Source organism: Nocardioides currus (assembly GCF_003057875.1).
Classification (GTDB): Bacteria; Actinomycetota; Actinomycetes; order Propionibacteriales; family Nocardioidaceae; genus Nocardioides; species Nocardioides currus.
Genome location: NZ_PYXZ01000003.1, coordinates 97,400 through 119,888 on the forward strand (window position 1 = coordinate 97,400; position 22,489 = coordinate 119,888).

Genomic DNA, 22,489 nt, shown 5'->3' on the forward strand with positions numbered 1-22,489 from the left:
CCGGTCATCCACAGGCCGTGATTCCCGCAGCGACCCGCAGCGCTGTTAGCCTTGCCTGTCGCCCCCGTCCGATGGGGGCATCCTCCTGCCACGGAACGTCCGTGGCCGCCTGAGTCCGAAGGAGGTAGACACGCATGTCGCGTGCCTACGAAGTGATGGTGATCCTCGACCCCAGTCTCGAGGAGCGCACCATCGAGCCGTCCCTCGACAAGTACCTCAACGTCATCCGCAAGGACGGCGGCACCGTCGACAACGTCGACGTGTGGGGTCGCCGTCGTCTGGCCTACGAGGTCAAGAAGAACGCCGAGGGCATCTACGCCGTCATCTCGCTGACGGCCGAGCCGGCCACGGTCAAGGAGTTCGACCGCCAGCTCACGCTCAACGAGTCCATCCTGCGCACCAAGGTCCTGCGTCCCGACGCCAAGTGAGTCGTGCCCGTGAGGGCGCACTCATGGACCACCGTCGGTGGGCTCTGTCATGGTGCCCACTGACATCACCGATCAGTTGACTTCTAGGGAGACCTGACATGGCAGGCGAGACCACGATCACCGTCGTCGGCAACCTCGTCGACGACCCGGAGCTGCGCTTCACCCCCTCGGGTGCGGCCGTGGCGAACTTCCGGATCGCCTCGACGCCCCGCACGTTCGACCGCCAGACCAACGAGTGGAAGGACGGCGACGCGCTGTTCCTGTCGTGCTCGGTGTGGCGCCAGGCTGCGGAGAACGTTGCCGAGTCCCTCCAGCGCGGCATGCGTGTCGTGGTGCAGGGCCGGCTCAAGTCCCGCCAGTACGAGACCCGCGAGGGTGAGAAGCGCACCGTCTTCGAGATCGAGGTCGAAGAGGTCGGTCCCTCGCTGAAGTACGCCACGGCCAAGGTCACCCGCGCCAACCGCTCCGGCGGCGGCGGTGGCTTCGGTGGCGGCGGCCAGGGCGGCAACGCCCCGGCCGACGACCCGTGGGCCACGCCCGCCCCCGCCCAGCAGGGTGGCGGCGGCTACGGCGGTCAGCAGGGTGGCGGCCAGCAGGGCGGCAACCAAGGCGGTTCGTACGGCGGTGGCAGCTCTGCCCCCGCCAACGACCCGTGGGGTGCCCCCGGCGTCGGCGGCTCCTCCGAGCCCCCGTTCTGAGTCACCTGATCCAGCACCACCAGTCCGAATACACCTCAACCATTCCGGCCCGCCTCGATTCGGCAGGGCCGGGCTTCTAGAAGGGAAGCACCACAATGGCCAAGGCAGTGATTCGCAAGCCGAAGAAGAAGGTTTGCCAGTTCTGCAAGGAGAAGGCGACCGGCGTCGACTACAAGGACGCCACGCTCCTCCGCAAGTTCATCTCCGACCGGGGCAAGATCCGCGCGCGTCGCGTGACCGGCAACTGCGTCCAGCACCAGCGCGACGTGGCGATTGCGGTCAAGAACGCCCGCGAGGTCGCCCTGCTGCCCTACACGTCCACCGGTCGCTGAGAGGAGCACGAGACATGAAGCTCATCCTGACGCAGGAAGTCGACGGCCTCGGCGCCCCCGGCGACGTGGTCGAGGTCAAGGACGGCTACGGCCGCAACTACCTCATCCCGCGGGGCCTCGGCCTCCGCTGGACCCGTGGTGGCGAGAAGACCGTCGAGTCGATCAAGGCCGCCCGCACCGCGCGCGCTGCCCGCGACTCCGACCACGCGGTCGAGATCAAGAACAAGCTCGAGCAGGGTCCGGTCAACGTGAAGGTCCGCGCCGGTGAGGCCGGTCGCCTCTTCGGCGCCGTCACCACCGCCGAGATCGCCGACGCGATCACCGAGACCTCCGGTGAGAAGGTCGACCGCCGCACCATCGTCGTGGTCAACCCGATCAAGTCGCTCGGTGCCCACGAGGTGTCGGTCAAGCTGCACGACGAGGTGGCCGCCAAGGTCGCGCTCAACGTGGTCCCCGCCTGACCTGTTCAGCTCGTCCGGCCCGTCCGCTCCTCGGAGCGGGCGGGCCGTTCGCCATTTCCTGGCCTCCACCGAGCGCCCTGGCGGCGGTGCGCGGGCCACATTTCGCGTCCGGCGAGGGTGGGTGGCGCACCGGTCGTGCGCGTGTCCCGGGCGACTCGCCGGGTGGCGGTGTCGTACCCACGTTCCCAGCGCACGGAAGGTGGCTGACGCACCGCTGGACGGATGAGACGGGCGCCGGACTCAGCCCTGGAACACGTTGGTCCGCGCGACGATCGCGTCGAGGAGGACCGGCTTGTCGCGGCTGAGCACCTCGATCACGATCTTGCCGGTGCGCGCGCCCCGGTAGCGGTCGATCACGACGATCTCGCGCTGGGCGGCTCGCCGGCCGGACAGGTCCACCACCCGCCACCTCGTCGCGCCGACCTTGACCCGCACCGCGCCGTACGCCGGACCGGTGGGCGCGTACAGGCGCAGCTCGCCGACGCGCTGCTTGGGCAGCACCAGGCGGGCGCCCTTGGTGGTCGAGCGGACGAGCGTGCGGTCGAAGGCGCCGGACTTCTTCACGATGGTCCAGCCGCGGCGGGCGCGGAGGTCGGTGGGCACGAAGAACTCGGAGGTGGGCGACCAGGCGCTCGGGTTGCCGGCCTTGTCGACGGCCCGCGCCCGGAAGTAGTGCCGGCCCGACGAGGCGTTGGTGAGCTGCCAGGCGCCGGGCGTGCAGGGGGTGGCTCGCCCGTCGAGCTCGCACTCGAACCCGGCGCCGGCCTCGTTGCTGTTGAGACGGATCGGCACGGTCCGCCCGACGACGACCGGCTGCTGCGGCGTCTCGTCGTCGTAGGTGTCGGGGTTGACGAAGCCGACCGGCGGGGTCGAGTCCTGGCCCCACGTCAGCGTGGCCGGCGTGGGATCGACGTCCTCACCGGGCTCCGCGTCGGCGCCGAGGACGCGGTAGGTGAAGGCCTGGTCCGCGACGTCCACGGCGCGCACAAAGAAGGTGTACGGCGCGGTGTCGGAGTCGACGAGGCCGGAGTACGTCCGGGGCGAGGTGCAGGAGGTCCAGTCGTGCGGCTGGGCGGGCCCGTCGAGCCGGCACTCGAAGCCGAGGGCGTCGGCGTCGGCGTCGGTGTGGGCGCCGGCGAACGTGAAGGTCATCGTGCTCGCGGCCAGCCAGCCGGCGGCGTTGGGCTGGGTCGACGCTGACGTCAGCGCCGTCTCGGGCGGGACCGTGTCGTCGCACCCGGACTGCAGGAGCCCGGCCGGGGGCTCGGAGAGGCAGTCGGCGGCGGCCTCGGCCGGGCCGGCGATCGGCACCGTCGCCAGCGCGGCGGCGGCGAGGACGAGGGCGGTCAGGGTCCCGAGACGTCTGGACATGCCCACAGGTTACGAGTCAGTAGCCCACGGCCGGCCGGCGTGCACGAAGAGCAGGACGATGAGGAGCACCACGACGGCGCCCGCCGCGGCGTAGACCGCGTCCAGCAGGTCGTCGGCCGAGGCGGCGAAGACGACCACCGGAGCGAGCGCGAGCAGCACGTTGAGCAGCATCGTCGTCCGCAGCCACGCCCGGGCGCGGCCGTCGCCCGCGTCGCCGGCCAGCTCGGAGAGCCGGTGGCACAGCGCGACGCAGAACAGCACCTGGGGAAGGTTGACCGCCCAGCGCAACGAGGGGTCGCTGCGGTCGAGCCAGTCCTGGGTCGCCGGGAACCAGACGACGCAGGCCACCACCAGTGCCGCCGCGGCGAGCGCGAGGAGCGTGGACCGGTCGGGCAGGCGGCGTACGCCCGCGAGCACCAGCAGCCAGCCGACCGGGTCGGCCAGGGCGTCGTACGCCCCGAACCGCGCGACCAGGACCACGACCACCAGCCCGATCGCGACGGACTGGAGCGGCCTCATGGCCGAGAGGCTAGCGACCCGGTGCGGAGCCCGTGACCAGCCAGGCGTCCGTGCGTTCGCGGCGGGTCAGCAGGACGAAGCGGGCGCCCATGAAGACGACCACGAAGGCGACCCACACCGGGACGAGGGTGCCGGGCGCGAGGGCGGCGAGCACGGCGGCCGGGGCGTGGAGGGCGAGCACGCCGAGCCCGGCGCGGGCGAGGTAGCCGCCGTCCCCGGCGCCGATCAGCACGCCGTCGAGCACGAAGACGACGCCGGCGATCGGCTGGCCCAGCGCCGCGACGAGCAGCACCGGGACGAGGAGGCGGTGCACGGCCTCGTCGGAGGAGAACAGCGGCCCGAGGAACGGCGACGCAGCGGCGAGGAACACCCCGGTCGCGATGCCCGAGCCCCAGCCCCACTGCACCATCCGGCGGGTGAGCCGCCGCGTGCCCTCGACGTCACCGGCTCCGAGGGCGCGGCCGGTGATCGCCTGCGCCGCGATCGCGAGCGCGTCGAGCGCGAAGGCGAGGAAGGTCCACAGCGTCAGGGCGATCTGGTGGGTCGCGAGGTCGATCTCGGCGTCGCGGCCGGCGATCGTGACGGCGTAGGTGGTGACCAGCAGCGACCCGCGCAGGGTGAGGGTGCGCAGGACGAGCGGGACGCCGGTGCGAGCCGCGACGACGATGCCGCGGCGGTCGGGGGTCAGGGGGGCGCCCTCGCGGCGCGCGGCGCGGACCACCACGGCGACCAGCACCGCGGCGCTCGCGACCTGGGCCAGCACGGAGCCGAGCGCCGAGCCGGCGATGCCGAGGTCGAGGCCGTAGACGAACAGCACGTTGAGGGCGATGTTGGCGAGGTTGCCGCCGACAGCGACCCATAACGGGGTGCGCGTGTCCTGCAGACCCCGCAGGACGCCCGTCGTGGCGAGCATGAGCAGCAGCGGCGTGGTCCCGAGGATCGCCACGCGGAGGTACGCCGCCGCCTGGTCGCCCACGGCATCGCCGGCGCCGAAGAGGTCGACGAGGGGTCGGGCGAGGAGCGCCCCGGGGATCGTGACCACGACGCCGATCACGACCGCGAGCCAGATCCCGTCCACGCCCTGGGTGAGCGCGCCGCGCAGGTCGCCGGCGCCGAGGTGGCGCGCGACGCTGGCGGTGGTGCCGTAGGCGAGGAAGACGCAGAGCCCGACCAGTGTCTGCAGGACCGCCCCGGCGATGCCGAGGCCGGCGAGCTCGGTGGTGCCGAGGTGGCCCACGATCGCCGCGTCCGAGAGCAGGAACAGCGGCTCGGCCACCAGCGCGAGGAACGCCGGCACCGCGAGGCGCAGGATCTCGCGGTCGGTGGACGTCACACGGGCGAGTGTAACGGTCACTCAGGGCCGATGGTGGTGACAGCGCGCTCGTCAATGGCTCGCGGGTAGTCCGTTCGGACTACCTGTGCATGACCGGTGCACAACTCGCACACATCGGCCCGTTTCGGGTCAAAGTCGACAAACCGACCGGGGGATTCCAGATGGCGAGAAGATGAACGAGGTCGCCGGGGAATTGTTTTCCTCCACAGGTGGATTGAGCCGTTGTCGCAGGTCAGCGCGATGCGCTCCCTCATGATCGCGAGCTCGTCCACAGGCCCGTCCCCAGTCGGTGCACACGTGGCGGCGCGTCCTCCACGACGATCGGCGAGTTATCAACAGAGCCTGTGGACAACTGGCCGTCGGCGAGTGGCTCCGGAGCCGTCGGGCGTCGTACCGTCGCGCGGACGTGCACCCCCGGCCACCCGGACGACCCACGCGCACCACTCGATGTCGGTGCGCCTCCCTACGGTCGGTCACGGGGTCGCGGAGCGGGTGGCGTGCGGGAGCCGAGAGGCAGTGAGGGGACAACGGTGAGCATCACCGAGCAGGGTCGCAGCGAGGCGGACTTCGAGTGGGGCGACGGGCCGGCGGCCTACGAGCCGGGCGAGGCGCCACGGCGCCCCGGCGACCGCACCCCGCCCCAGGACAACGCGGCCGAGCAGAGCGTCCTCGGGGCGATGCTGATCTCCAAGGACGAGATCGCCAACGTCACCGAGACGCTGCGCGGCGTCGACTTCTACCGGCCGGCGCACGAGGTCATCCACGACGCGATCATCGACCTCTACAGCCGTGGCGAGCCCGCCGACCCGGTCACGGTCGCCGCCGAGCTGAGCCGCAAGGGCGAGCTGGAGCGCGTCGGCGGTGCGCCGTACCTCCACACGCTCTCGGCCAACGTGCCGATCGCCGCCAACGCGGGCTACTACGCCGAGATCGTGCGCGAGAAGGCGATCCTGCGTCGCCTCGTCGACGCCGGCACCAAGATCGTGCAGATCGGTTACGCCGGCGAGGGCCAGGTCGACGACGTGGTCGACCAGGCGCAGGCCGAGGTCTACAAGATCACCGACCGCCGCGCGACCGAGGACTACGCGCCGCTGAGCGACATCATGAACCCGACCCTCGACGAGATCGAGGCGATCGGCAACCGCGAGGCGGGCCTCTACGGCGTGCCGACCGGCTTCGCCGACCTCGACGAGCTGACCAACGGCCTGCACTCGGGGCAGATGATCATCGTCGCGGCCCGACCCGCGATGGGGAAGTCGACGCTGGCCCTCGACTTCTGCCGGGCGGCGTCGATCCACAACAACCTGTCCAGCGTCTTCTTCAGCCTCGAGATGACGCGCACCGAGATCATGATGCGACTTCTCTCCGCCGAGGCGAAGGTGCCGCTCAACCACATCCGCAACGGCCAGATGACCGAGCAGGACTGGGACAACCTCGCCCGCAAGATGGGCCAGGTCTCGGGGGCGCCGATGTTCATCGACGACTCGCCCAACATGACGATGATGGAGATCCGCGCCAAGGCGCGACGGCTCAAGCAGCGCCACGACCTCCGGCTGATCGTGATCGACTACATGCAGCTGATGAGCTCGGGCAAGAAGGTCGAGTCGCGCCAGCTCGAGGTCTCGGAGTTCTCCCGCCAGATCAAGCTGCTCGCCAAGGAGCTCGAGCTGCCGATCATCGCGCTCTCCCAGCTCAACCGTGGTCCCGAGCAGCGCGCCGACAAGAAGCCGATGATGAGCGACCTGCGCGAGTCCGGCTCGCTCGAGCAGGACGCCGACATGGTGATCCTGCTGCACCGCGACGACGTCTACGAGAAGGAGTCGACCCGCCCCGGCGAGGCCGACCTGATCGTGGCCAAGCACCGCAACGGCCCGACCCGCGACCTCACCGTCGCCTTCCAGGGCCACTACTCGCGCTTCGTCGACATGGCGCACTGAGGCTCCCCCGTCACCCCCGGTGCCACACTGGTCCTATGAGCATGTCGTCGCCCCGCCCCACCGCCGCCTCGCCCCTCAAGCTGCAGTTCCCGCAGTCGCTGGCGGTGTACGACGACTACGCCGCCGCGCAGAAGAGCGTCGACTACCTCTCCGACCAGGAGTTCGCCGTCGAGCAGCTGATGATCGTCGGCACCGACCTCAAGCGGATCGAACGCATCACCGGGCGCCTGACGTGGAACCGGATCGCGATCGGCGGGATCCTCTCCGGCCTGTGGCTCGGCGGCTTCGTCGGACTGATCTTCGCGCTGTTCACCAGCGCCAACACCCTCCAGGTGCTGCTGAGCACCGCGTTCTTCGGGGCGGTCTTCGGGCTGGTCTGGAGCCTGATCGGCTACGCCGCGACCCGCGGCCAGCGCGACTTCAGCTCGATCACCCAGGTGGTCGCGACGAGGTACGAGATCCTGGTGGAGCACAAGCACGCCGCGCGGGCCCGCGAGCTGCTGGCCGGTCTGCCCGGTGCGCTGCCCACCCCGTTCGACTAGGGGGCGGGGAGCCTCAGCGCTCGTCCCAGATCGCGCCGATCTCGGCCAGGTCGTCGGCATCGATGCGCGCGTGGTCGGGGATCAGGCCGGCGACCCGCACCATCGACTCGGTCGGGTCGTAGCCCGCCAGGGTGGGCCCCTCGCGGACCACGACGCTGGCGTGGCCGTCGCCGTCCACGACGGCCACGAGGAGCCGGAGCGGTGAGGTGCCGGCGAAGTCGTTGACCTGGCCGCGCGGCTTCCCGGTCAACACCCCGTCCTCTGCGCCCGGCTCGCACACCCAGCCGGTCGGGCACAGGTCGGCCTGGTCGGCGTCCGGCACGTGGTAGCCGGTCAGGGTGATGTCGTCGTCGAGCTCGAGGGTGGCGCCGATGCTGCCGTCGCCGTACGCGCTGGCGTCGACCTCGTACGCCGCGAGCTTGTGGACGGTCTGGTGGAGCAGCGTCAGCTCGTGGGCGATCGTGCGCGGCGTCAGCCCGCCGGGGTCCTCGGCCCAGCCCGGCACATCGACCTCGGTCATCTCCCTCGTCGTGGAGGTGCCGAACCGCTCGTCGGTGACGATCGCGACCATCTCGTCGACGTCGACCCCGAGATCGAGGTCGCGCGGGTCTCCGGTGACCCGGTCACCGGCGTAGTAGGCGATGTTGAGCCCGTCGCCGGTCGCGAACGTGACCACGACGATGCCCGGGTCCTCCTCGGGCTCCTCGTCCTCCCAGTAGAGGCCGACGTCACCGGCGTCGGTCTCGACGACCGCGCAGGTCCCTCGACCCTCGCAGCCCTCGTCCGCCTCGGTGCCGTCGTCCTGGGCTCCGACGCTCAGGAGCTGCTGCCCTTCGTCGAACCTGATCGACGCCCGGACGTCGCCACCCTCGCTGGACCCCTCCACGAGGGTCGGCTCCACGTCGGCGTGCTCGAGGGCCACGGCCGCGAGGGCCTCGGGCGTGGCCGGCACCCGCTCGTCGTCCTCGCAGCCGGCCACCAGCACCAGGGTCGCGAGCGCCGACGCCGCCACGACCCGGTTCATGCGGGCGACCTTAGCGGCGACCAGGCGTCGAGCGGTGGGGTTCAGGGCCGTGAGGCCAGCATCGAGTCGGCCTCGACGTGGGTGACGGGCACCCCCAGCTCGCGGGCCTGGTCGACCACCTCGAACCGCTGCCACACCGAGGCGCTCGCCGGCAGGGTCGCGATCACGATCCGGTCGGGGTCGAACGACTCGATCGCGTCCTTGATCGCGCGCAGCGGCCGGTAGTCGCCGAGCCCGCCGGTGACCTCCAGCCCGGCATCGGTGAGGATCTCCAGCGTGCGGTCCAGCCGTGCCTGCGCCGCGGTGGCGGTGGCCTCGCGGATGTTGAGGGCGCCGTGGGTCGTGGCCGCCCCGGTGTCGACCGGGCTGGCCGGGACCACCACGCGGTAGGTCGCGTCGAGGTCGGAGTCGAGGCGGGTCAGCTCGTCGACCAGCTCGCTGGCCGTCAGCGTCTCGTTGGCCACCACGAGGATGCGTGCGGCCTCGCCGCCCGGCTCCTGCGGCGCCGTACCCAGACGGGCCGCCCGCCCGATCCGCGCCCGGTTGACGAAGAACAGCACGAGGACCACCGCCCAGCTCAGCAGGCTCAGGGTGATCTGCGTGCGCGAGTCGGGGTAGAAGAACATCTGCACGAGGATCGCCACGATCGCCGCCGCCCCGAGGATCGAGAGCACCGGGAAGAGCCACATCTTGACCGTCAGCTCGCTGTCGTCGGTGCGGTAGCGCAGCACGATCTGCGAGATCGAGATCAGCAGGTAGACGAACAGGATCACCGCGCCCGAGGAGTTGAGCAGGAAGGTGAACACGGTCTCGGGCCAGATCGCGGCGAACACCACGGAGGCGAAGCCGACCAGCGACGAGGCGAGGATCGCGTTGCGCGGCACGCCGCGGTCGGTCACGGTGATCAGCGACGCGGGCGCCTCGCTGCGGCCCGCGAGGACGAAGATCATCCGAGACGCGGTGTAGAGCCCGGAGTTGAGGCAGCTCAGCACGGCGGTCAGCACGATCGCGTTCATGATGTGGTCGGCGCCGGGGATGTCCATCGACTGCAGCGCTGCGACGTACGGCGACGCGGCGACGCCCTCGCCGTCGATCCGGTCCGCGTAGTCCCAGGGCAGGATCACCGCGAGCACGAACATCGACCCGACGAAGAACACGCAGATGCGGGTGATGACGGAGTTGGCGGCCTTGGCCACCGCGCGCTCCGGGTCGGCCGACTCGGCGGCGGCCACCGTGGCGATCTCGGCGCCGACCATCGAGAAGATCACCGTCACGATCGCGGTGGTCAGCGCGAGCGTCCCGTGCGGCAGGAACCCGCCGTTGGCGGTCAGGTTGGAGAAGTCCATCGCCTTGTCGGGCCACAACCCGAAGATGAACAGCCCGCCGAGGACGAGGAAGACCAGGATGGCGGCGACCTTGATGCCGGCGAACCAGAACTCGAAGGCACCGAACGACGAGACGCTGATCAGGTTGGTGCCCATCATCGTCGTCATCAGCACGAGCGCGAAGACCCACGTGGGCACGTCGGGCATCCAGTACTGCAGCACCTGACCGCCGGCGACGGCCTCGAAGCCGACGACGATCACCCAGAAGTACCAGTACAGCCAGCCGACCGAGAAGCCCGCCCAGTTGCCGAGCGCCTTGCGCGCGTAGTCGGCGAAGGAGCCGGTCGACGGGTTGGCGACGGCCATCTCCGCGAGCATCCGCATCACCAGGATGATCAGCAGCCCGCACAGCAGGTAGGTGATGAAGGCCCCGGGTCCGGCGGCCTCGAGCACGGCGCCCGAGCCGACGAACAGCCCGGCCCCGATCACCCCGCCCATCGCGATCATCGACAGCTGACGTTGGGTCAGCGACTTCTTCAGCTCCGGTCCACCGGACATGGGCCGTCCCTTCACCCGAGTGTGGTTGGCCCGTTCAGTGTGGACCCTCCCGGTCCGTGCCGATAGCCCCCACGAGCACGGCTCGTCAGGCGCCGGGGCACTCGTCCTGCGGGTCGACGGCGGTCATGATGCGCCGGCCGATCCTCGCGAGCTGCCCGACCTGCGCCGGCGTCAGGGGGTCGAGCACCAGGCGGCGTACCTCTGCGACATGGCCAGGGGCCGTCGCCACGACCTTCTTCCAGCCCTTCGCGGACAGCGTGGCCAGGGTCGAGCGGCCGTCGTCGGGATCGGGCGTACGGCGCACGAACCCCCGCCCCTCCAGGCGGGAGACCACCTGCGAGAGCCGGGACAGCGACCCCTCGGCCAGCACCGCGAGCTCGCTCATCCGCAGCGTGCGCCGCGGCGCCTCCGACAGGGCGGCGAGCACGGTGTACTCGAAGTGGGAGAGCCCGGCGTCGCGCCGCAACTGGGTGTCGAGCGCACCGGGGAGCCGGATGGTGAGGCTGGCCAGGGCGAGCCACGCCTCGCGCTCGTCCGGCGTGAGCCAGTCGGGCTCGTCGGTGCTCGCGACCATGGTGGCAACCTACTCCGGGGCCACCGGGAACAACTTCACGCGTGAAGCAGTTACAGGTCTACGTTCACTTCAAACATGAAGTAATTTCCCCCTAGGAGTCATCATGGACGTCGTCCTCTGGATCATCGCCGGGCTGCTCGCCGTGGCCTTCCTCGCCGCCGGCGCCACCAAGCTCACCCAGCCGAAGGACAAGCTGGCCCAGAACATGGGATGGGTCGAGGACTTCAGCCCCAACGCGGTCAAGGCCATCGGCGCGCTCGAGGTCCTCGCGGCCGTCGGGCTGGTCCTCCCGGCCGCGCTCGACATCGTCCCTGTCCTGACGCCGCTCGCCGCGCTCGGCCTGGTCCTGGTCATGATCGGCGCCGCCGTGACGCACGCGCGCCGCCAGGAGACCCAGATGATCGTCGTCAACGTGGTGCTCGGCGTCCTTGCCGCGATCGTCGCGTGGGGCCGCTTCGGCCCCTACTCGTTCACCGGGTGATCCCCGTGCCCGACCCGTTCCGTCCCACCCGCCCGGCCGGCGCGTACGACGACCTGCTGGCCCGCGTCCTGCCGACGGCCCGCGACCAGCGGGTGTGGCAGCCGTCCGACGGTCCGATGCCGGCGGTCTTCGTCAGCCACGGCGCGCCGCCCACGCTCGACGACCCGGAGTGGCTGGCCGACCTCAACGCCTGGGGCCGCTCCATGCCCAAGCCGCGGGCGATCGTGGTCGTCTCGGCGCACTGGGAGAACGCGCCGGTCGCCATCTCCTCGGCGGTCGCGGGCACGCCGCTGTTCTACGACTTCGGCGGCTTCCACCCGCGCTACTACACGCTGGAGTACGCCACCCCCGACGGCACCGACCTCGCGCGGCGGATCGCGGGGACGCTCGGCGGCAGGACGCCGCTGCACCACCACGCCGACCGCGGTCTCGACCACGGCGCGTTCATCCCGCTGATGGCGATGTTCCCGGCCGCCGACGTGCCCGTGGTCCAGGTCAGCATGCCCAGCCTCGAGCCGGCCGCGCTGCTGGCCCTCGGGCAGCGGCTCCGCGCCCTGCGCGACGAGGGCGTCCTCGTCATGGGCTCGGGCTTCATGACCCACAGCTTCGCGGTGATGCGCGACCCCGACCTGGCTCGGCACACCGCCGCCTTCGACGAGTGGGCCGCCGACGCCCTCGACCGCGGCGACGTGGACGCCCTGAGCGACTACGTGGCGAAGGGCCCCGGCGCGCGGGTGGCGCACCCGACGGCCGACCACTTCGTGCCGCTGCTGCTGACGATGGGTGCCGCGTCGAGCGTGGGGGCCGGCTCGACGATCACCCCGATCGACCGGAGTCGCTTCGGCAACTCCACGCGGTCCATCCAGGTGGTGTGACGGTCACAGCCCCGACCAGGGGTCCTCGCGCCGCCACAGCGTCGGCAGGTGCAGGGCCACCCCCTGCTGCGAGGCGAGCTCGCCGAAGACCCGCATCGTGACGTCGAGGTCGTCGCCGGCGTAGGGCAGCGCACGCAGCGGCCGGTCCAGACCCCGGAAGAAGTCGTCCCAGTGCGTCAGCACCACCCGCCGCGCGCCCACCGTCTCGATCGTCTCCGCCCAGTAGTCACGGATGTAGGCCTCGTCCATCACGCCGAGCTGGCCGACGCCGAGGTAGGCGACGTCCGCGCGCTGCCCGGCGAGCGCGCCGCGGACGAACCCGGCGCTGCCCTGGAGCAGGGCGCTGCGACCACCCGTGTGCTCGACGAGGATCGACCATGCCTCGCCACACTTGTACGCCGCGGTGCGCACCGGCGGCACCACGGGCTCGTCGATCGTGCCGGGGAAGCGGTCGGGCGGGCAGTGGCTGGACTCGACGTGGGTGATCGTGAAGGCGCCGTACGACACGGGCACGCCGGGCGTCACGACGTGGATCCTGTCGTCGGGCAGTCCGCCGCCGCGACCGACGTTGGCGCTCGACGTGCCGCCGACGAGGACGGCACCGGTGCGGGCGGCCACGACCGCGGAGTCCATGACGTGGTCGAAGTGCGTGTGGACCGGCAGCACAGCGGCCAGCGACCGGCCCGACGGGCCGAGCCCCAGCCGTCCCAGCGCCTCGTCGATGCGCCCCTCGTCGGGCGCGACCGGCCGCAGCAGCAGCCGGGGCAGCGACGGGCGGGAGAAGAACCCGTCCGTCATCACTGCCGTCGTGCCGTCGTCGAGCAGCAGGCTGGCGACGCCGAGGAAGGTCACCGCGAAGTCGTCGGTGGACGCGGGGGTGTCGAAGCGGTCGGCGTACTGGTCCAGCGACGGGCGACCGGGCTTGAGGCGCATGGCGCCCAGACTAGGAGCGGTTCAACGCCAGAGCAGGACGGCGCCGACGATCCCGGCCACGACGATCCCGGCCCGCAGCAGCGACGCCGGCAGCCGGCGACCGATCCGCGCACCGACGTACCCCCCGACCACCGACCCGGCGGCCAGCAGGACGACGGCGCGCCAGTCGATGTCGGCGGCGACGACGAAGATGATGCTGGCCACCAGGTTGGCCGCCAGCACCGCGAGCGTCTTGAGCGCGTTGGCGACCCGGAACGGCAGGTCGGTGCCGAGCCCGAGCACCGCCAGCATCATCACGCCGGAGCCGGCGCCGAAGTAGCCGCCGTACACGCCGGTGATCGTCGCGAAGAGGCCGGTGACGGGCGAGACGTGCATGCGCATCGTCGCGTCGTCCCCGCGCCGGGCGCGGAGGCGGGCCGAGAGCGTCGGCTGGATGCCGACCAGCAGGCAGGTGCCGAGGATGAGCCAGGGGATCACGCCCTCGAAGACCGACGCGGGCAGCGCCAGCAGCAGCACCGCGCCGACCACCGAGCCCACCGCGCAGGTGGCGAGGACGATCGCGGTCACGCGCGGGTTCTCGCGCAGCTCGCTGCGATAGCCGAACGAGCCGCTGATCGCGCCGGGGGTGAGGCCGACCGTGTTGGACGCGTTGGCCACCACCGGCGGGAGCCCGACCGCGACCAGCACCGGGAAGCTCAGCAGTGACGCGACCCCGACGGTGGAGGTGAGGATGCCGCTGCCCAGCCCGGCCAGCAGCACGAGCACCTGCTCGAGCGGGGTCACGTGGTGCGCAGGACGGCGACGTCGCTGACCATCTCGACGTGCGCGTGCATGGCGCGCGCGGCGCCCTCGGGGTCCCCGGCGCGGATCGCGTCGGCGATCGCCCGGTGCCCGGCGAGCGAGGCCCGCGGCCGGTCGGGCTGCGAGAGCGACTCGATGCGCGTCTCGCGGATCAGGTCGGAGATCTCGCCCATCAGGCGCGAGAGCAGCTTGCTGTGCGCGGCCGCCGTGACGGCGCCGTGGAAGAGCTCGTCGCCCTCCACCCCGCGACCGCCCGCCTCGACGTCGCGCTCCATCGCGGTCAGCGCGTCCTCGATCCGCTCGAGGTCCTCGTCGGTGCGCCGCCCGGCCGCGAGGCTGGCGATCTTGGTCTCGAGCGCGTCCCGCGTCTCGATGATCTCGGGCAGGCGGTCGGCGTGCGCACGCACCGCCTCGACGATGCGGGAGGCGCCCGGCGCCGAGGCGACGACCGTGCCGTCCCCGTGGCGCACGGCGACCGCCCCGATGACCTCGAGGGCGACCAGCGCCTGGCTCAGGGTGGCCCGGCTGACCCCGAGCCGGGCGGCGAGCTCGCGCTCCGCGGGCAGCTTGTCGCCGGGCTGGAGGTCGTGCTCCTTGATCCAGGCCGAGATCTGCTCGGCCACCTGTTCGTAGAGCCGCATCCGGGCGAGCGGGGCCGGGAACGAGGAGGCCTGGGACCCAGGCGTGGGGCGCGCGGACATGGGTTGATCCTATTGACAGATGGCTCAGAGGGCTATTGGCTAGGCCACTGATCCAGTACGCGACGCCGGTCACGTAGTCGGCAGAGGGAGGGTCCTCATGGGACCGGAATGGGTGGCGATCATCGCCTTGGTCGCCCTGTTCGTCGTGGGCACGTTGTTGCCCATCAACATGGGCGCGCTGGCGTACGTCGCCGCGTGGCTCGTGGGCATGTACGCGTTGGACCTCGACGAGAAGGAGATCCTCGGCGGGGTCAGCGGTGACCTGATCCTGACGCTGATCGGGGTCACCTATCTCTTCGCGATCGCCCGCAACAACGGCACCGTCGACCTGATCGTGCGTACGGCGGTCAAGGCCGTCGGAGGTCGCGTGGCCCTGATCCCGTGGGTGATGTTCGCGGTGACCGCCGTGCTGACCGGCATCGGCGCCGTCAGCCCGGCGGCCTGCGCGATCATCGGCCCGATCGCCCTGGGCTTCGCCGGCCGCTACGGCATCAGCCCGCTGATGATGGGCATGTTCGTCGTGCACGGCGCCCAGGCCGGCGGGTTCTCGCCGATCAGCATCTACGGCGTCATCACCAACTCGGTGATGGAGGACGCCGGGCTGCCGACGAGCGAGATCACCGTCTTCCTGGCCAGCCTGGTCGTCAACACGGTGATGGCCGCGATCCTCTTCGTCGCCCTCGGCGGCCGGAAGCTGATGTCGATGCGGATCGACCCCGACGAGGAGGACACCCTCGACGACGACCTGCACCGCGGCGGCGCGACGGTCCCCGCCCGCGGCTACGGCACCTCGGCCCCCACTGGCACCCAGGCCCAGGGCGTGCGCCGTGACCAGGTCCTGACGCTGGTCGCCTTCGTCGGCGTCGCCGTCATCGCGCTGGCCTTCGACAAGAACATCGGCTTCGTCGCGATCACCGCGGCGGTCATCCTGGCCATGCTCAACGCCGACGAGCACAAGGACGCGGTCAAGCAGATCGCCTGGCCGACCGTGCTCCTCGTCGCCGGTGTCAGCACCTACGCCACCATCCTCACCACCGCCGGCTCGCCGGAGTTCGTCGGCAACTGGGCCGCCGGCCTCGGGGCGGCCGCGATCGGCGCGCTGGTCCTCTGCTACGTCGGCGGGGTCGTGTCGGCCTTCGCCTCGTCCACCGCGCTGCTGCCGGTGATCATCCCCATCGCCGTACCCCTCATCGCGGACGGCGGGATCAACGCGGCGCTCTTCGTCGCCGCCCTCGCGGTGTCGTCGACCATCGTCGACGTCAGCCCGTTCTCGACCAACGGCGCGCTGATGCTGGCCAACCGGCCCGACTCGATCAGCGAGCCGGTCTACTACAAGCAGATCCTGGGCTACGGCGTCGCCGTCACCCTGGCCGGTCCGCTGCTCGTCTGGGCCGCGCTGGTGCTGCCGGGGTGGGGCTCGTGACGAAGCCCTTGGACGACGTGCTCGTCGTCGACCTCTCCCGTGCCCTCGCCGGCCCACAGGCCACGATGATGATGGGCGACCTCGGTGCCCGGATCGTCAAGGTCGAGGCCCGCGGCCACGGCGACGACACCCGGGGCTGGGGACCGCCGTTCGTCGGTCCGGAGGACGATCGCCAGTCGACGTACTTCCTCTCGGCCAACCGCAACAAGGAGTCGATCGCCCTCGACCTCAAGGCCGACGCCGACCGCGAGGTGCTGCTGCGGCTGGTCGACCGCGCCGACGTGCTGGTGGAGAACTTCCGCACCGGTGTCCTCGAGCGCCTCGGCCTCGGCATCGACTCGCTGCTCGAGCGCAACCCGCGCCTCGTGGTGCTCTCCATCACCGGCTTCGGCCACGACGGGCCGGAGGGCGGTCGCGCCGGCTACGACCAGATCGCGCAGGGCGAGGCGGGCCTGATGTCGCTGACCGGCTCCTCGCCCGAGGACCCGCAGCGCGTGGGCGTCCCGATCGCCGACCTGCTGGCCGGGATGTACGGCGCTTACGGCGTGCTCGCCGCCCTGCACGAGCGGACCACCACCGGGCGCGGGCAGGTCGTGCGCACGTCGCTGCTCTCGGCCGTGGTGGGCGTGCACGGATTCCAGGGCACGCGGTGGACCGTGGCCGGCGAGGTCGGTCGCGCCCAGGGCAACCACCACCCGTCGATCTCGCCCTACGGCCTGTTCCACTGCCGCGACGGTGCGGTGCAGATCGCGGTCGGCAGCGAGGGACTCTGGAAGCGGCTCTGCGACGGGTTCGACATCGACCCCGCCACCCCCGGCCTGGAGACGAACGGCGACCGCGTCGCCTCGCGCGAGCGGACCATCGAGGTCGTCGAGGCGGCCTTCGCCGACTGGGACGCCGAGGCGCTGCTGGAGCGGCTCGCCGAGGTCGGCGTGCCGGCCGGCAAGGTGCGCAGCCTCGATGAGGTCTACGCCTGGGAGCAGACGCGTAGCCAGGGGCTGCTGATCGACGTCGAGCACTCCTCGCTCGGGACCCTCACGCTGCCCGGACCGCCGCTGCGCTTCTTCGACGCATCGGGGACCGAGACGACCCACCGCGAGCACGCGGCCCCGCCGCTGCTCGACGAGCACGGTGAGCGCCTGCGGTCGTGGCTGGAAGGGCCGACGGCGTGAGTGCCGCTGTCGCCGGCGAGGGACCGCGTCGCTGGGGCGCCGAGGAGCTGCTCGACCTCGTGCTCGACGAGGGCACGTGGCAGTCCTGGGACCGACCCATCGACATCAGCGGGCACGACCCCGCCTACCAGCGCGAGCTCGTCGCGGCCCGGGAGAGGGCCGGCACCGACGAGTCGGTGATCACCGGCCGCGGGCTGGTCCGCGGCCGGCCGGTGGCGGTCATCGCCAACGAGTTCCGCTTCCTGGCCGGCTCGATCGGCCGGGACGCGGCGGGCCGGATCACGGCCGCCGTGCGGCGCGCCACCGCCGAGGGCCTGCCCCTGCTGGCGACCACCGCTTCGGGCGGCACCCGGATGCAGGAGGGGACGCCGGCCTTCGTCGAGATGGTCGAGATCACCCGGGCGATCGGCGCCCACCGCGCCGCCGGGCTGGCCTACCTCGTGCACCTGCGCAACCCCACCACGGGCGGGGTCTACGCGTCGTGGGGCTCGCTCGGCCACGTCACGGTGGCCGAGCCCGGCGCGCTGGTCGGCTTCCTCGGGCCCAAGGTGTTCGAGGCGCTGCACGGCGAACCGTTCCCCTCCGGCGTCCAGCGTGCCGAGAACCTCGCCGCCAAGGGCGTGATCGACGCCGTCGTCGCCGCCGAGCAGCTGCCCGAGCTGGTCGACCGGTCGCTGCGGGTGCTGCTCGACCCGCCCACACCGCCGTCCCTGCCGCGGCGCGACCCCACGGCCCTGGTCGCCCGCGGGGCGTGGGAGTCGGTCGAGCTCACCCGGAGCCCGGACCGCGCCGGGGTGCGCGACCTGCTGAGGTACGGCGCGGCCGACACCCTGCGCCTGCGCGGCACCGACGAGGGGGAGCGCGACGAGACGATCATCGTGGCGCTGACCCGGCTCGACGGCCAGCCGTGCGTGCTCGTCGGGCAGGACCGCTCGCGGCAGGGACCGGGACGGGCCATGGGGCCGGCCGCCCTGCGCGAGGCGCGGCGGGCGATGAACCTCGCCGAGGAGCTGCGGCTGCCGCTGGTCACCGTCATCGACACCCCGGGCGCCGAGCTGTCGGTCGCCGCCGAGGAGCGCGCGGTGGCCGGCGAGATCGCCCGGTGCATCGCGACGATGACGAGGATGCGGGTGCCCACGCTCGCCGTCCTGCTCGGCCAGGGCTGTGGCGGCGGGGCGCTCGCCCTGCTCCCGGCCCGGCGGGTGCTGGCCGCCCAGCACGCCTGGCTCTCGCCGCTGCCGCCCGAGGGGGCCAGCGTCATCGTGCACGGCGACGTCGCCCACGCCGCCGAGATGGCGGAGCGGCACCAGGTGCGGGCCGTCGACCTCGCCGCCACCGGCACCGTGCACCGGATCGTCCCCGAGCGCGAGGACGACGACGCGGCCACCCTGGCCCGCGCCGTCGCCGCCGAGGCCGCCGCGATGCTCGTGAGCATGGGACGGGACCAGCTCGGGCGGTCCTGAGCATGGTGGCGCGCCCGCGCCGCCGCTGCTGGTCGTCGGCCGACGCCCACACTGACCGCATCGTCGGACGCCGCGCGGGACGTCCGACGACCCGGCGGCTGGAGCGGCCAGACCGTCGGACGACCCGGCTGATGCCCGACGAGGGACGAGACGGGTGTGGCGCACGTCACTCCGAGGTGGCATGCTGGCTCGGCGGCGTGGAAGCGCTTCCATCCTCACGAAGGGTCTCGGTCTGATGTCTCGTGCCACCCTCAGCCCCCGCCGGCTGACCACCCTGCTGGTCGTCCTCGTCGTCGCCCTGGCCTCGCCCCTGGTCGCCCAGACCACGGCGACCGCCGGGCACGGGAGCGGACCGGGCGGTGGACACGGAGGGCGTCACCACGGCCCGCCGAAGGCCCCCGACCTCGGCTCCCGCGTGGTCGTCTTCGACCCCTCGATGCCGGTCGCCGAGATCAAGGCCCGCGCCGACGCGATCCACGCCCAGCAGGTCGATGCCGAGATGGGCACCGAGCGCTGGAGCCTGCTCTTCAAGCCGGGCACCTACGGCACCGCCACCGAGCCGCTGCAGATCCAGGTCGGCTACTACACCGAGGTCGCCGGACTCGGGGTCTCGCCGTCCGACACCGTCATCAACGGCAAGATCGAGGTCTACAACCGCTGCCTGACCGACGGCCCCACGCAGCCCTACTGCGTCGCGCTCAACAACTTCTGGCGCTCGCTGTCCAACCTGACGATCCAGGTCAACGGCGCGGGCCAGGACGGCTGCCGGGCCTCGGCCAACTTCTGGGCGGTCTCGCAGGCCTCCTCGCTGCGCCGCGTCGACATCCGCGGCGGCACCCTGTCGCTGATGGACTACTGCACCGCCGGCCCGCAGTACGCCAGCGGCGGCTACCTCGCCGACTCGCGCACCGGCGACGTCGTCAACGGCTCGCAGCAGCAGTGGATCACCCGCAACGCCGAGGTCGGGAGCTGGTCCAACGGCGTGTGGAACCAGGTCTTCGCCGGCACGGTCGGCGCGCCCGCCGAGACCGGGTTCCCGACCCCGCCGTACACCACCCTCGACACCACGCCGATCAGTCGCGAGAAGCCGTTCGTGTACGTCGACGCCGCCGGCACCTGGCAGGTGCGGGTGCCCGACGCCCGCACCGACTCGCGCGGCACCGACTGGACCGCGGGGACCGGGGCGGGCGAGAGCCGCCGGCTCTCCGACTTCTTCGTCGCGCGCCCGGGCGTCAGCGCACGCGAGCTCGCCTCGCAGCTGGCCCGGGGCAAGGACCTGCTGCTGACGCCGGGGGTCTACGACATCGACAAGAGCCTGGTCGTACGCCGCGACGACACCGTGGTCCTCGGCCTGGGCCAGGCCACGCTGACCGCAGTGGGCGGGGCCGTCCCGCTGGTGGTCGACAAGCACGCCGAGGGCGTCGTGGTCGCCGGGGTGACCATCGACGCGGGCACCGTCTCCTCGCCGGCGCTGATGCGCATCGAGGGCGAGCCCGGTCGCGGGCACCACCGAGGCGGGCCGCGGCACGGCTCGGACGGGACCCCCAGCACCACGCTCAACGACGTCTACTTCCGGGTGGGCGGACCGCACGTCGGCAGGGCCGACGTCTCGCTCCAGGTCGACGCCGACGACGTGCTCATCGACCACGCATGGGTGTGGCGGGCCGACCACGGCGTCGAGGGCTTCACCCAGGGAGCGAGCGGCGACACCGACCGCTGGCGCACCAACACCGGCCGCGTCGGCCTCGTCGTCAACGGCGACCGGGTGAGCGCGACGGGACTGTTCGTCGAGCACTTCCAGCAGCACAACACGATCTGGAACGGCGAGGACGGCGAGGTCGTGCTCTACCAGAACGAGCTGCCCTACGACCCGCCCACGCAGGCCGACTGGAACCGACCCGACGGCACCCTCGGCTGGACGGGCTACAAGGTCGCGGACACGGTGCAGCGCCACCAGCTGTACGGCGGCGGGGTCTACGTGTTCAACCGCAACGACCCCTCGATCGTCACGCAGCGCGGGTTCGAGGTGCCCGACCGGACCGGGGTGCGGCTGCACCACGTGCTGACCGTCAACCTCGACGCCGGTGCGATCGAGCACGTCGTCAACGACGCGGGCGCCCGGGTCGACAGCAGCGCGTCGGGCGTCCCGAGCTACCTCGTGGACTACCCGACGGGGTGAACAGTCGGCTTTCCCGCACGCCTAGGGTCGGACCCATGCAGACACGGACTCTCGGTTCCCACCAGGTCGGCGCGATCGGCCTGGGCCTCATGACCTTCGACCAGACCGGCACGCAGCCGCGCCAGCAGCTGCTCGACACGGTCACGGCCGCCCTCGACGCTGGCGTCACGCTCTTCGACACCGCCGACGCCTACGGGCCCGGCGACGAGAAGGGCGAGGGCGCCCAGGGCGAGAACGAGCGACTCATCGCCTCGCTGCTCGACGAGCTCGGGGTCCGCGACCGGGTCGTCCTGGCGACCAAGGGCGGGCACGTGCGCACCGAGGGCGGCGGCTGGGACACCGACAGCTCGGCCGACCACCTCCGCTCGGCCGTCGACGCCAGCCTCGAGCGGCTCGGGGTCGAGCAGATCGCCCTGTGGCAGCACCACCGACCCGACCCGAAGGTGCCCTACGACGAGGTCATCGGCACGCTCAAGGAGATCGCCGACAGCGGCAAGGTCGGCGCGGTGGGCCTGTCCAACGCCAACTCCGAGCAGATCCGTGCGGCGTACGACGTCCTGGGCAAGCGCCTCGTCAGCGTGCAGAACCAGTACAGCCCCGCGTTCCTCAGCAGCCGCGCGGAGATCGACACGTGCGAGGAGCTCGGTCTCGCCTTCCTGCCGTGGAGCCCGCTGGGCGGGCTCGGCAGCGCCAAGGAGCTCGCCGAGAAGCACCCGGCCTTCGCCGAGGTGGCGCAGGCCCGGGGCGTCAGCGCCCAGCAGGTCGCGCTGGCCTGGGAGCTGGCCGCGTCGCCGTGCGTGATCCCGATCCCGGGGGCCAAGCGACCGTCGTCGGTCCAGGACTCCGCTGCCGCTGCCGACCTGGTCCTGACCGAGCAGGAGCTCGGTCGCCTCGACGGCTGACGCGGGGCGGCGGTATCCCTGTGCACACGCTGACCTACATCAGCTCGGCCACGACGTTGATGGCCGTCCCCGACCTCGTCGACCTGCTCGAGCAGATCCGGCCCAAGAACCACGCCCTCGGGCTCACGGGGATGCTCGTCTACTCGGGCGGCGGCATCATCCAGGCCCTCGAGGGACCGCGACGTGCGGTGGACGAGGTGTTCGAGGCGATCGAGGTCGACCCGCGACACCGCGACGTCACCGTGCTGGAGCGTCGCCCCGTCGAGGGGAGGGTGTTCTCCGACTGGTCGATGGGCTTCCGCAACCTCGACCGGCGCGAGCTCCACGACGCGACCACGTTCCAGGCGTTCCTGCGGGGTCCTGCCGGGAGCGGACTCGGCGACGACGCCGTCCCGACGTACGACCTGGTGTCGCTGTTCCGCACGCACCACGCGGCCTGAGCGGCCCGCCCGACCGC

General features: G+C 71.9%; 23 protein-coding genes. 14 read left to right on the forward strand and 9 right to left on the reverse strand.

Annotation, left to right across the window (positions count from 1 at the left end; translation table 11 throughout):
- Positions 1 to 134 precede the first annotated feature (134 nt).
- The 4 genes from rpsF to rplI all read left to right on the forward strand — a co-directional run bounded on the left by rpsF (position 135) and on the right by rplI (position 1,919).
- Complete coding sequence (gene rpsF, locus C7S10_RS09225) at positions 135 to 428, forward strand: 30S ribosomal protein S6 (RefSeq protein ID WP_108344152.1); 294 nt, start codon at positions 135 to 137, stop codon at positions 426 to 428.
- Positions 429 to 526: 98 nt separating this feature from the next.
- A complete protein-coding gene (locus C7S10_RS09230) occupies positions 527 to 1,126 on the forward strand; it encodes a single-stranded DNA-binding protein (RefSeq protein WP_108344153.1) in 600 nt (199 codons plus the stop codon).
- Positions 1,127 to 1,221: 95 nt separating this feature from the next.
- Positions 1,222 to 1,458: a 30S ribosomal protein S18 gene (gene rpsR, locus C7S10_RS09235; RefSeq protein ID WP_008355445.1), complete on the forward strand. Its 237-nt coding sequence runs from the start codon at positions 1,222 to 1,224 to the stop codon at positions 1,456 to 1,458.
- 14 nt (positions 1,459 to 1,472) lie between these two features.
- On the forward strand, positions 1,473 to 1,919 hold the full coding sequence (rplI, locus tag C7S10_RS09240; RefSeq protein WP_108344154.1) for a 50S ribosomal protein L9: 447 nt from the start codon (positions 1,473 to 1,475) through the stop codon (positions 1,917 to 1,919).
- 240 nt (positions 1,920 to 2,159) lie between these two features.
- Here rplI and C7S10_RS09245 read toward each other — a convergent pair whose 3' ends face one another.
- From C7S10_RS09245 to C7S10_RS09255, 3 genes are read right to left on the reverse strand one after another with little or no spacing between them, the layout of a single operon-like run.
- Positions 2,160 to 3,290, reverse strand: a complete 1,131-nt coding sequence (locus tag C7S10_RS09245; RefSeq protein WP_108344155.1) for a hypothetical protein — start codon at positions 3,288 to 3,290, stop codon at positions 2,160 to 2,162.
- Positions 3,291 to 3,299: 9 nt separating this feature from the next.
- A complete protein-coding gene (locus tag C7S10_RS22180; RefSeq protein ID WP_165807098.1) occupies positions 3,300 to 3,809 on the reverse strand; it encodes a hypothetical protein in 510 nt (169 codons plus the stop codon).
- A gap of 10 nt (positions 3,810 to 3,819) precedes the next feature.
- Positions 3,820 to 5,142, reverse strand: a complete 1,323-nt coding sequence (locus C7S10_RS09255; protein WP_108344156.1) for an MATE family efflux transporter — start codon at positions 5,140 to 5,142, stop codon at positions 3,820 to 3,822.
- A 530-nt stretch (positions 5,143 to 5,672) separates the two neighbouring features.
- Between C7S10_RS09255 and dnaB the strand changes: the two genes are divergently transcribed.
- Positions 5,673 to 7,079, forward strand: a complete 1,407-nt coding sequence (dnaB, locus tag C7S10_RS09260) for a replicative DNA helicase (protein WP_207769311.1) — start codon at positions 5,673 to 5,675, stop codon at positions 7,077 to 7,079.
- Between the two features lie 35 nt (positions 7,080 to 7,114).
- The gene (locus C7S10_RS09265) at positions 7,115 to 7,621 is read left to right on the forward strand and encodes a YflT domain-containing protein (protein ID WP_108344158.1); all 507 of its coding nucleotides are present in this window, start codon (positions 7,115 to 7,117) and stop codon (positions 7,619 to 7,621) included.
- 13 nt (positions 7,622 to 7,634) lie between these two features.
- Here the strand turns inward: C7S10_RS09265 and C7S10_RS09270 are convergent, their stop codons facing one another.
- The 3 genes from C7S10_RS09270 to C7S10_RS09280 all read right to left on the reverse strand — a co-directional run bounded on the left by C7S10_RS09270 (position 7,635) and on the right by C7S10_RS09280 (position 11,102).
- The gene (locus C7S10_RS09270) at positions 7,635 to 8,645 is read right to left on the reverse strand and encodes a hypothetical protein (RefSeq protein WP_108344159.1); all 1,011 of its coding nucleotides are present in this window, start codon (positions 8,643 to 8,645) and stop codon (positions 7,635 to 7,637) included.
- Between the two features lie 41 nt (positions 8,646 to 8,686).
- On the reverse strand, positions 8,687 to 10,528 hold the full coding sequence (locus C7S10_RS09275) for an amino acid permease (RefSeq protein WP_108344160.1): 1,842 nt from the start codon (positions 10,526 to 10,528) through the stop codon (positions 8,687 to 8,689).
- 85 nt (positions 10,529 to 10,613) lie between these two features.
- Complete coding sequence (locus tag C7S10_RS09280) at positions 10,614 to 11,102, reverse strand: MarR family winged helix-turn-helix transcriptional regulator (protein ID WP_108344161.1); 489 nt, start codon at positions 11,100 to 11,102, stop codon at positions 10,614 to 10,616.
- Between the two features lie 103 nt (positions 11,103 to 11,205).
- On the opposite strand from C7S10_RS09280, the gene C7S10_RS09285 reads away from it, so the two are divergent.
- Positions 11,206 to 11,583, forward strand: coding sequence for a DoxX family protein (locus tag C7S10_RS09285; protein ID WP_108344162.1), 378 nt, complete (start codon positions 11,206 to 11,208; stop codon positions 11,581 to 11,583).
- Positions 11,584 to 11,588: 5 nt separating this feature from the next.
- A complete protein-coding gene (locus C7S10_RS09290) occupies positions 11,589 to 12,458 on the forward strand; it encodes a DODA-type extradiol aromatic ring-opening family dioxygenase (protein WP_207769312.1) in 870 nt (289 codons plus the stop codon).
- Between the two features lie 3 nt (positions 12,459 to 12,461).
- Here the strand turns inward: C7S10_RS09290 and C7S10_RS09295 are convergent, their stop codons facing one another.
- From C7S10_RS09295 to C7S10_RS09305, 3 genes are read right to left on the reverse strand one after another with little or no spacing between them, the layout of a single operon-like run.
- Complete coding sequence (locus C7S10_RS09295; protein WP_108344163.1) at positions 12,462 to 13,391, reverse strand: MBL fold metallo-hydrolase; 930 nt, start codon at positions 13,389 to 13,391, stop codon at positions 12,462 to 12,464.
- 21 nt (positions 13,392 to 13,412) lie between these two features.
- Positions 13,413 to 14,174, reverse strand: a complete 762-nt coding sequence (locus C7S10_RS09300) for a sulfite exporter TauE/SafE family protein (RefSeq protein ID WP_108344164.1) — start codon at positions 14,172 to 14,174, stop codon at positions 13,413 to 13,415.
- Positions 14,171 to 14,893: a FadR/GntR family transcriptional regulator gene (locus C7S10_RS09305; protein ID WP_108344165.1), complete on the reverse strand. Its 723-nt coding sequence runs from the start codon at positions 14,891 to 14,893 to the stop codon at positions 14,171 to 14,173. Before C7S10_RS09305 ends, C7S10_RS09300 begins: the two co-directional genes overlap by 4 nt.
- A gap of 97 nt (positions 14,894 to 14,990) precedes the next feature.
- On the opposite strand from C7S10_RS09305, the gene C7S10_RS09310 reads away from it, so the two are divergent.
- The 6 genes from C7S10_RS09310 (at position 14,991) to C7S10_RS09335 (ending at position 22,472) form a co-directional block, all read left to right on the forward strand.
- Positions 14,991 to 16,316, forward strand: a complete 1,326-nt coding sequence (locus C7S10_RS09310) for an SLC13 family permease (RefSeq protein ID WP_108344166.1) — start codon at positions 14,991 to 14,993, stop codon at positions 16,314 to 16,316.
- Positions 16,313 to 17,488, forward strand: coding sequence for a CaiB/BaiF CoA transferase family protein (locus C7S10_RS09315; protein ID WP_108344364.1), 1,176 nt, complete (start codon positions 16,313 to 16,315; stop codon positions 17,486 to 17,488). The genes C7S10_RS09310 and C7S10_RS09315 overlap by 4 nt, the downstream gene beginning before the upstream one ends.
- Entirely contained in the window at positions 17,485 to 18,951 is a 1,467-nt protein-coding gene (locus tag C7S10_RS09320) for a carboxyl transferase domain-containing protein (RefSeq protein WP_108344167.1), read from the forward strand. The genes C7S10_RS09315 and C7S10_RS09320 overlap by 4 nt, the downstream gene beginning before the upstream one ends.
- A gap of 235 nt (positions 18,952 to 19,186) precedes the next feature.
- A complete protein-coding gene (locus C7S10_RS09325; RefSeq protein ID WP_108344168.1) occupies positions 19,187 to 21,130 on the forward strand; it encodes an adenylyl cyclase in 1,944 nt (647 codons plus the stop codon).
- A gap of 35 nt (positions 21,131 to 21,165) precedes the next feature.
- Complete coding sequence (locus C7S10_RS09330) at positions 21,166 to 22,032, forward strand: aldo/keto reductase (protein ID WP_108344169.1); 867 nt, start codon at positions 21,166 to 21,168, stop codon at positions 22,030 to 22,032.
- 20 nt (positions 22,033 to 22,052) lie between these two features.
- Positions 22,053 to 22,472 (forward strand): BLUF domain-containing protein, encoded by a 420-nt coding sequence (locus C7S10_RS09335; protein ID WP_108344170.1) that lies wholly within the window; start codon positions 22,053 to 22,055, stop codon positions 22,470 to 22,472.
- Positions 22,473 to 22,489 lie beyond the last annotated feature (17 nt).

What these genes read in the sequence shown, in the direction of transcription:
- rpsF (WP_108344152.1), top strand. Translation starts at nt 135, where the DNA reads ATGTCGCGTGCCTACGAAGTGATGGTGATCCTCGACCCCAGTCTCGAG.
- C7S10_RS09230 (WP_108344153.1), top strand. Translation starts at nt 527, where the DNA reads ATGGCAGGCGAGACCACGATCACCGTCGTCGGCAACCTCGTCGACGAC.
- rpsR (WP_008355445.1), top strand. Translation starts at nt 1,222, where the DNA reads ATGGCCAAGGCAGTGATTCGCAAGCCGAAGAAGAAGGTTTGCCAGTTC.
- rplI (WP_108344154.1), top strand. Translation starts at nt 1,473, where the DNA reads ATGAAGCTCATCCTGACGCAGGAAGTCGACGGCCTCGGCGCCCCCGGC.
- C7S10_RS09245 (WP_108344155.1), bottom strand. Translation starts at nt 3,290, where the DNA reads ATGTCCAGACGTCTCGGGACCCTGACCGCCCTCGTCCTCGCCGCCGCC.
- C7S10_RS22180 (WP_165807098.1), bottom strand. Translation starts at nt 3,809, where the DNA reads ATGAGGCCGCTCCAGTCCGTCGCGATCGGGCTGGTGGTCGTGGTCCTG.
- C7S10_RS09265 (WP_108344158.1), top strand. Translation starts at nt 7,115, where the DNA reads ATGAGCATGTCGTCGCCCCGCCCCACCGCCGCCTCGCCCCTCAAGCTG.
- C7S10_RS09270 (WP_108344159.1), bottom strand. Translation starts at nt 8,645, where the DNA reads ATGAACCGGGTCGTGGCGGCGTCGGCGCTCGCGACCCTGGTGCTGGTG.
- C7S10_RS09275 (WP_108344160.1), bottom strand. Translation starts at nt 10,528, where the DNA reads ATGTCCGGTGGACCGGAGCTGAAGAAGTCGCTGACCCAACGTCAGCTG.
- C7S10_RS09280 (WP_108344161.1), bottom strand. Translation starts at nt 11,102, where the DNA reads ATGGTCGCGAGCACCGACGAGCCCGACTGGCTCACGCCGGACGAGCGC.
- C7S10_RS09285 (WP_108344162.1), top strand. Translation starts at nt 11,206, where the DNA reads ATGGACGTCGTCCTCTGGATCATCGCCGGGCTGCTCGCCGTGGCCTTC.
- C7S10_RS09295 (WP_108344163.1), bottom strand. Translation starts at nt 13,391, where the DNA reads ATGCGCCTCAAGCCCGGTCGCCCGTCGCTGGACCAGTACGCCGACCGC.
- C7S10_RS09305 (WP_108344165.1), bottom strand. Translation starts at nt 14,893, where the DNA reads ATGTCCGCGCGCCCCACGCCTGGGTCCCAGGCCTCCTCGTTCCCGGCC.
- C7S10_RS09310 (WP_108344166.1), top strand. Translation starts at nt 14,991, where the DNA reads ATGGGACCGGAATGGGTGGCGATCATCGCCTTGGTCGCCCTGTTCGTC.
- C7S10_RS09325 (WP_108344168.1), top strand. Translation starts at nt 19,187, where the DNA reads ATGTCTCGTGCCACCCTCAGCCCCCGCCGGCTGACCACCCTGCTGGTC.
- C7S10_RS09330 (WP_108344169.1), top strand. Translation starts at nt 21,166, where the DNA reads ATGCAGACACGGACTCTCGGTTCCCACCAGGTCGGCGCGATCGGCCTG.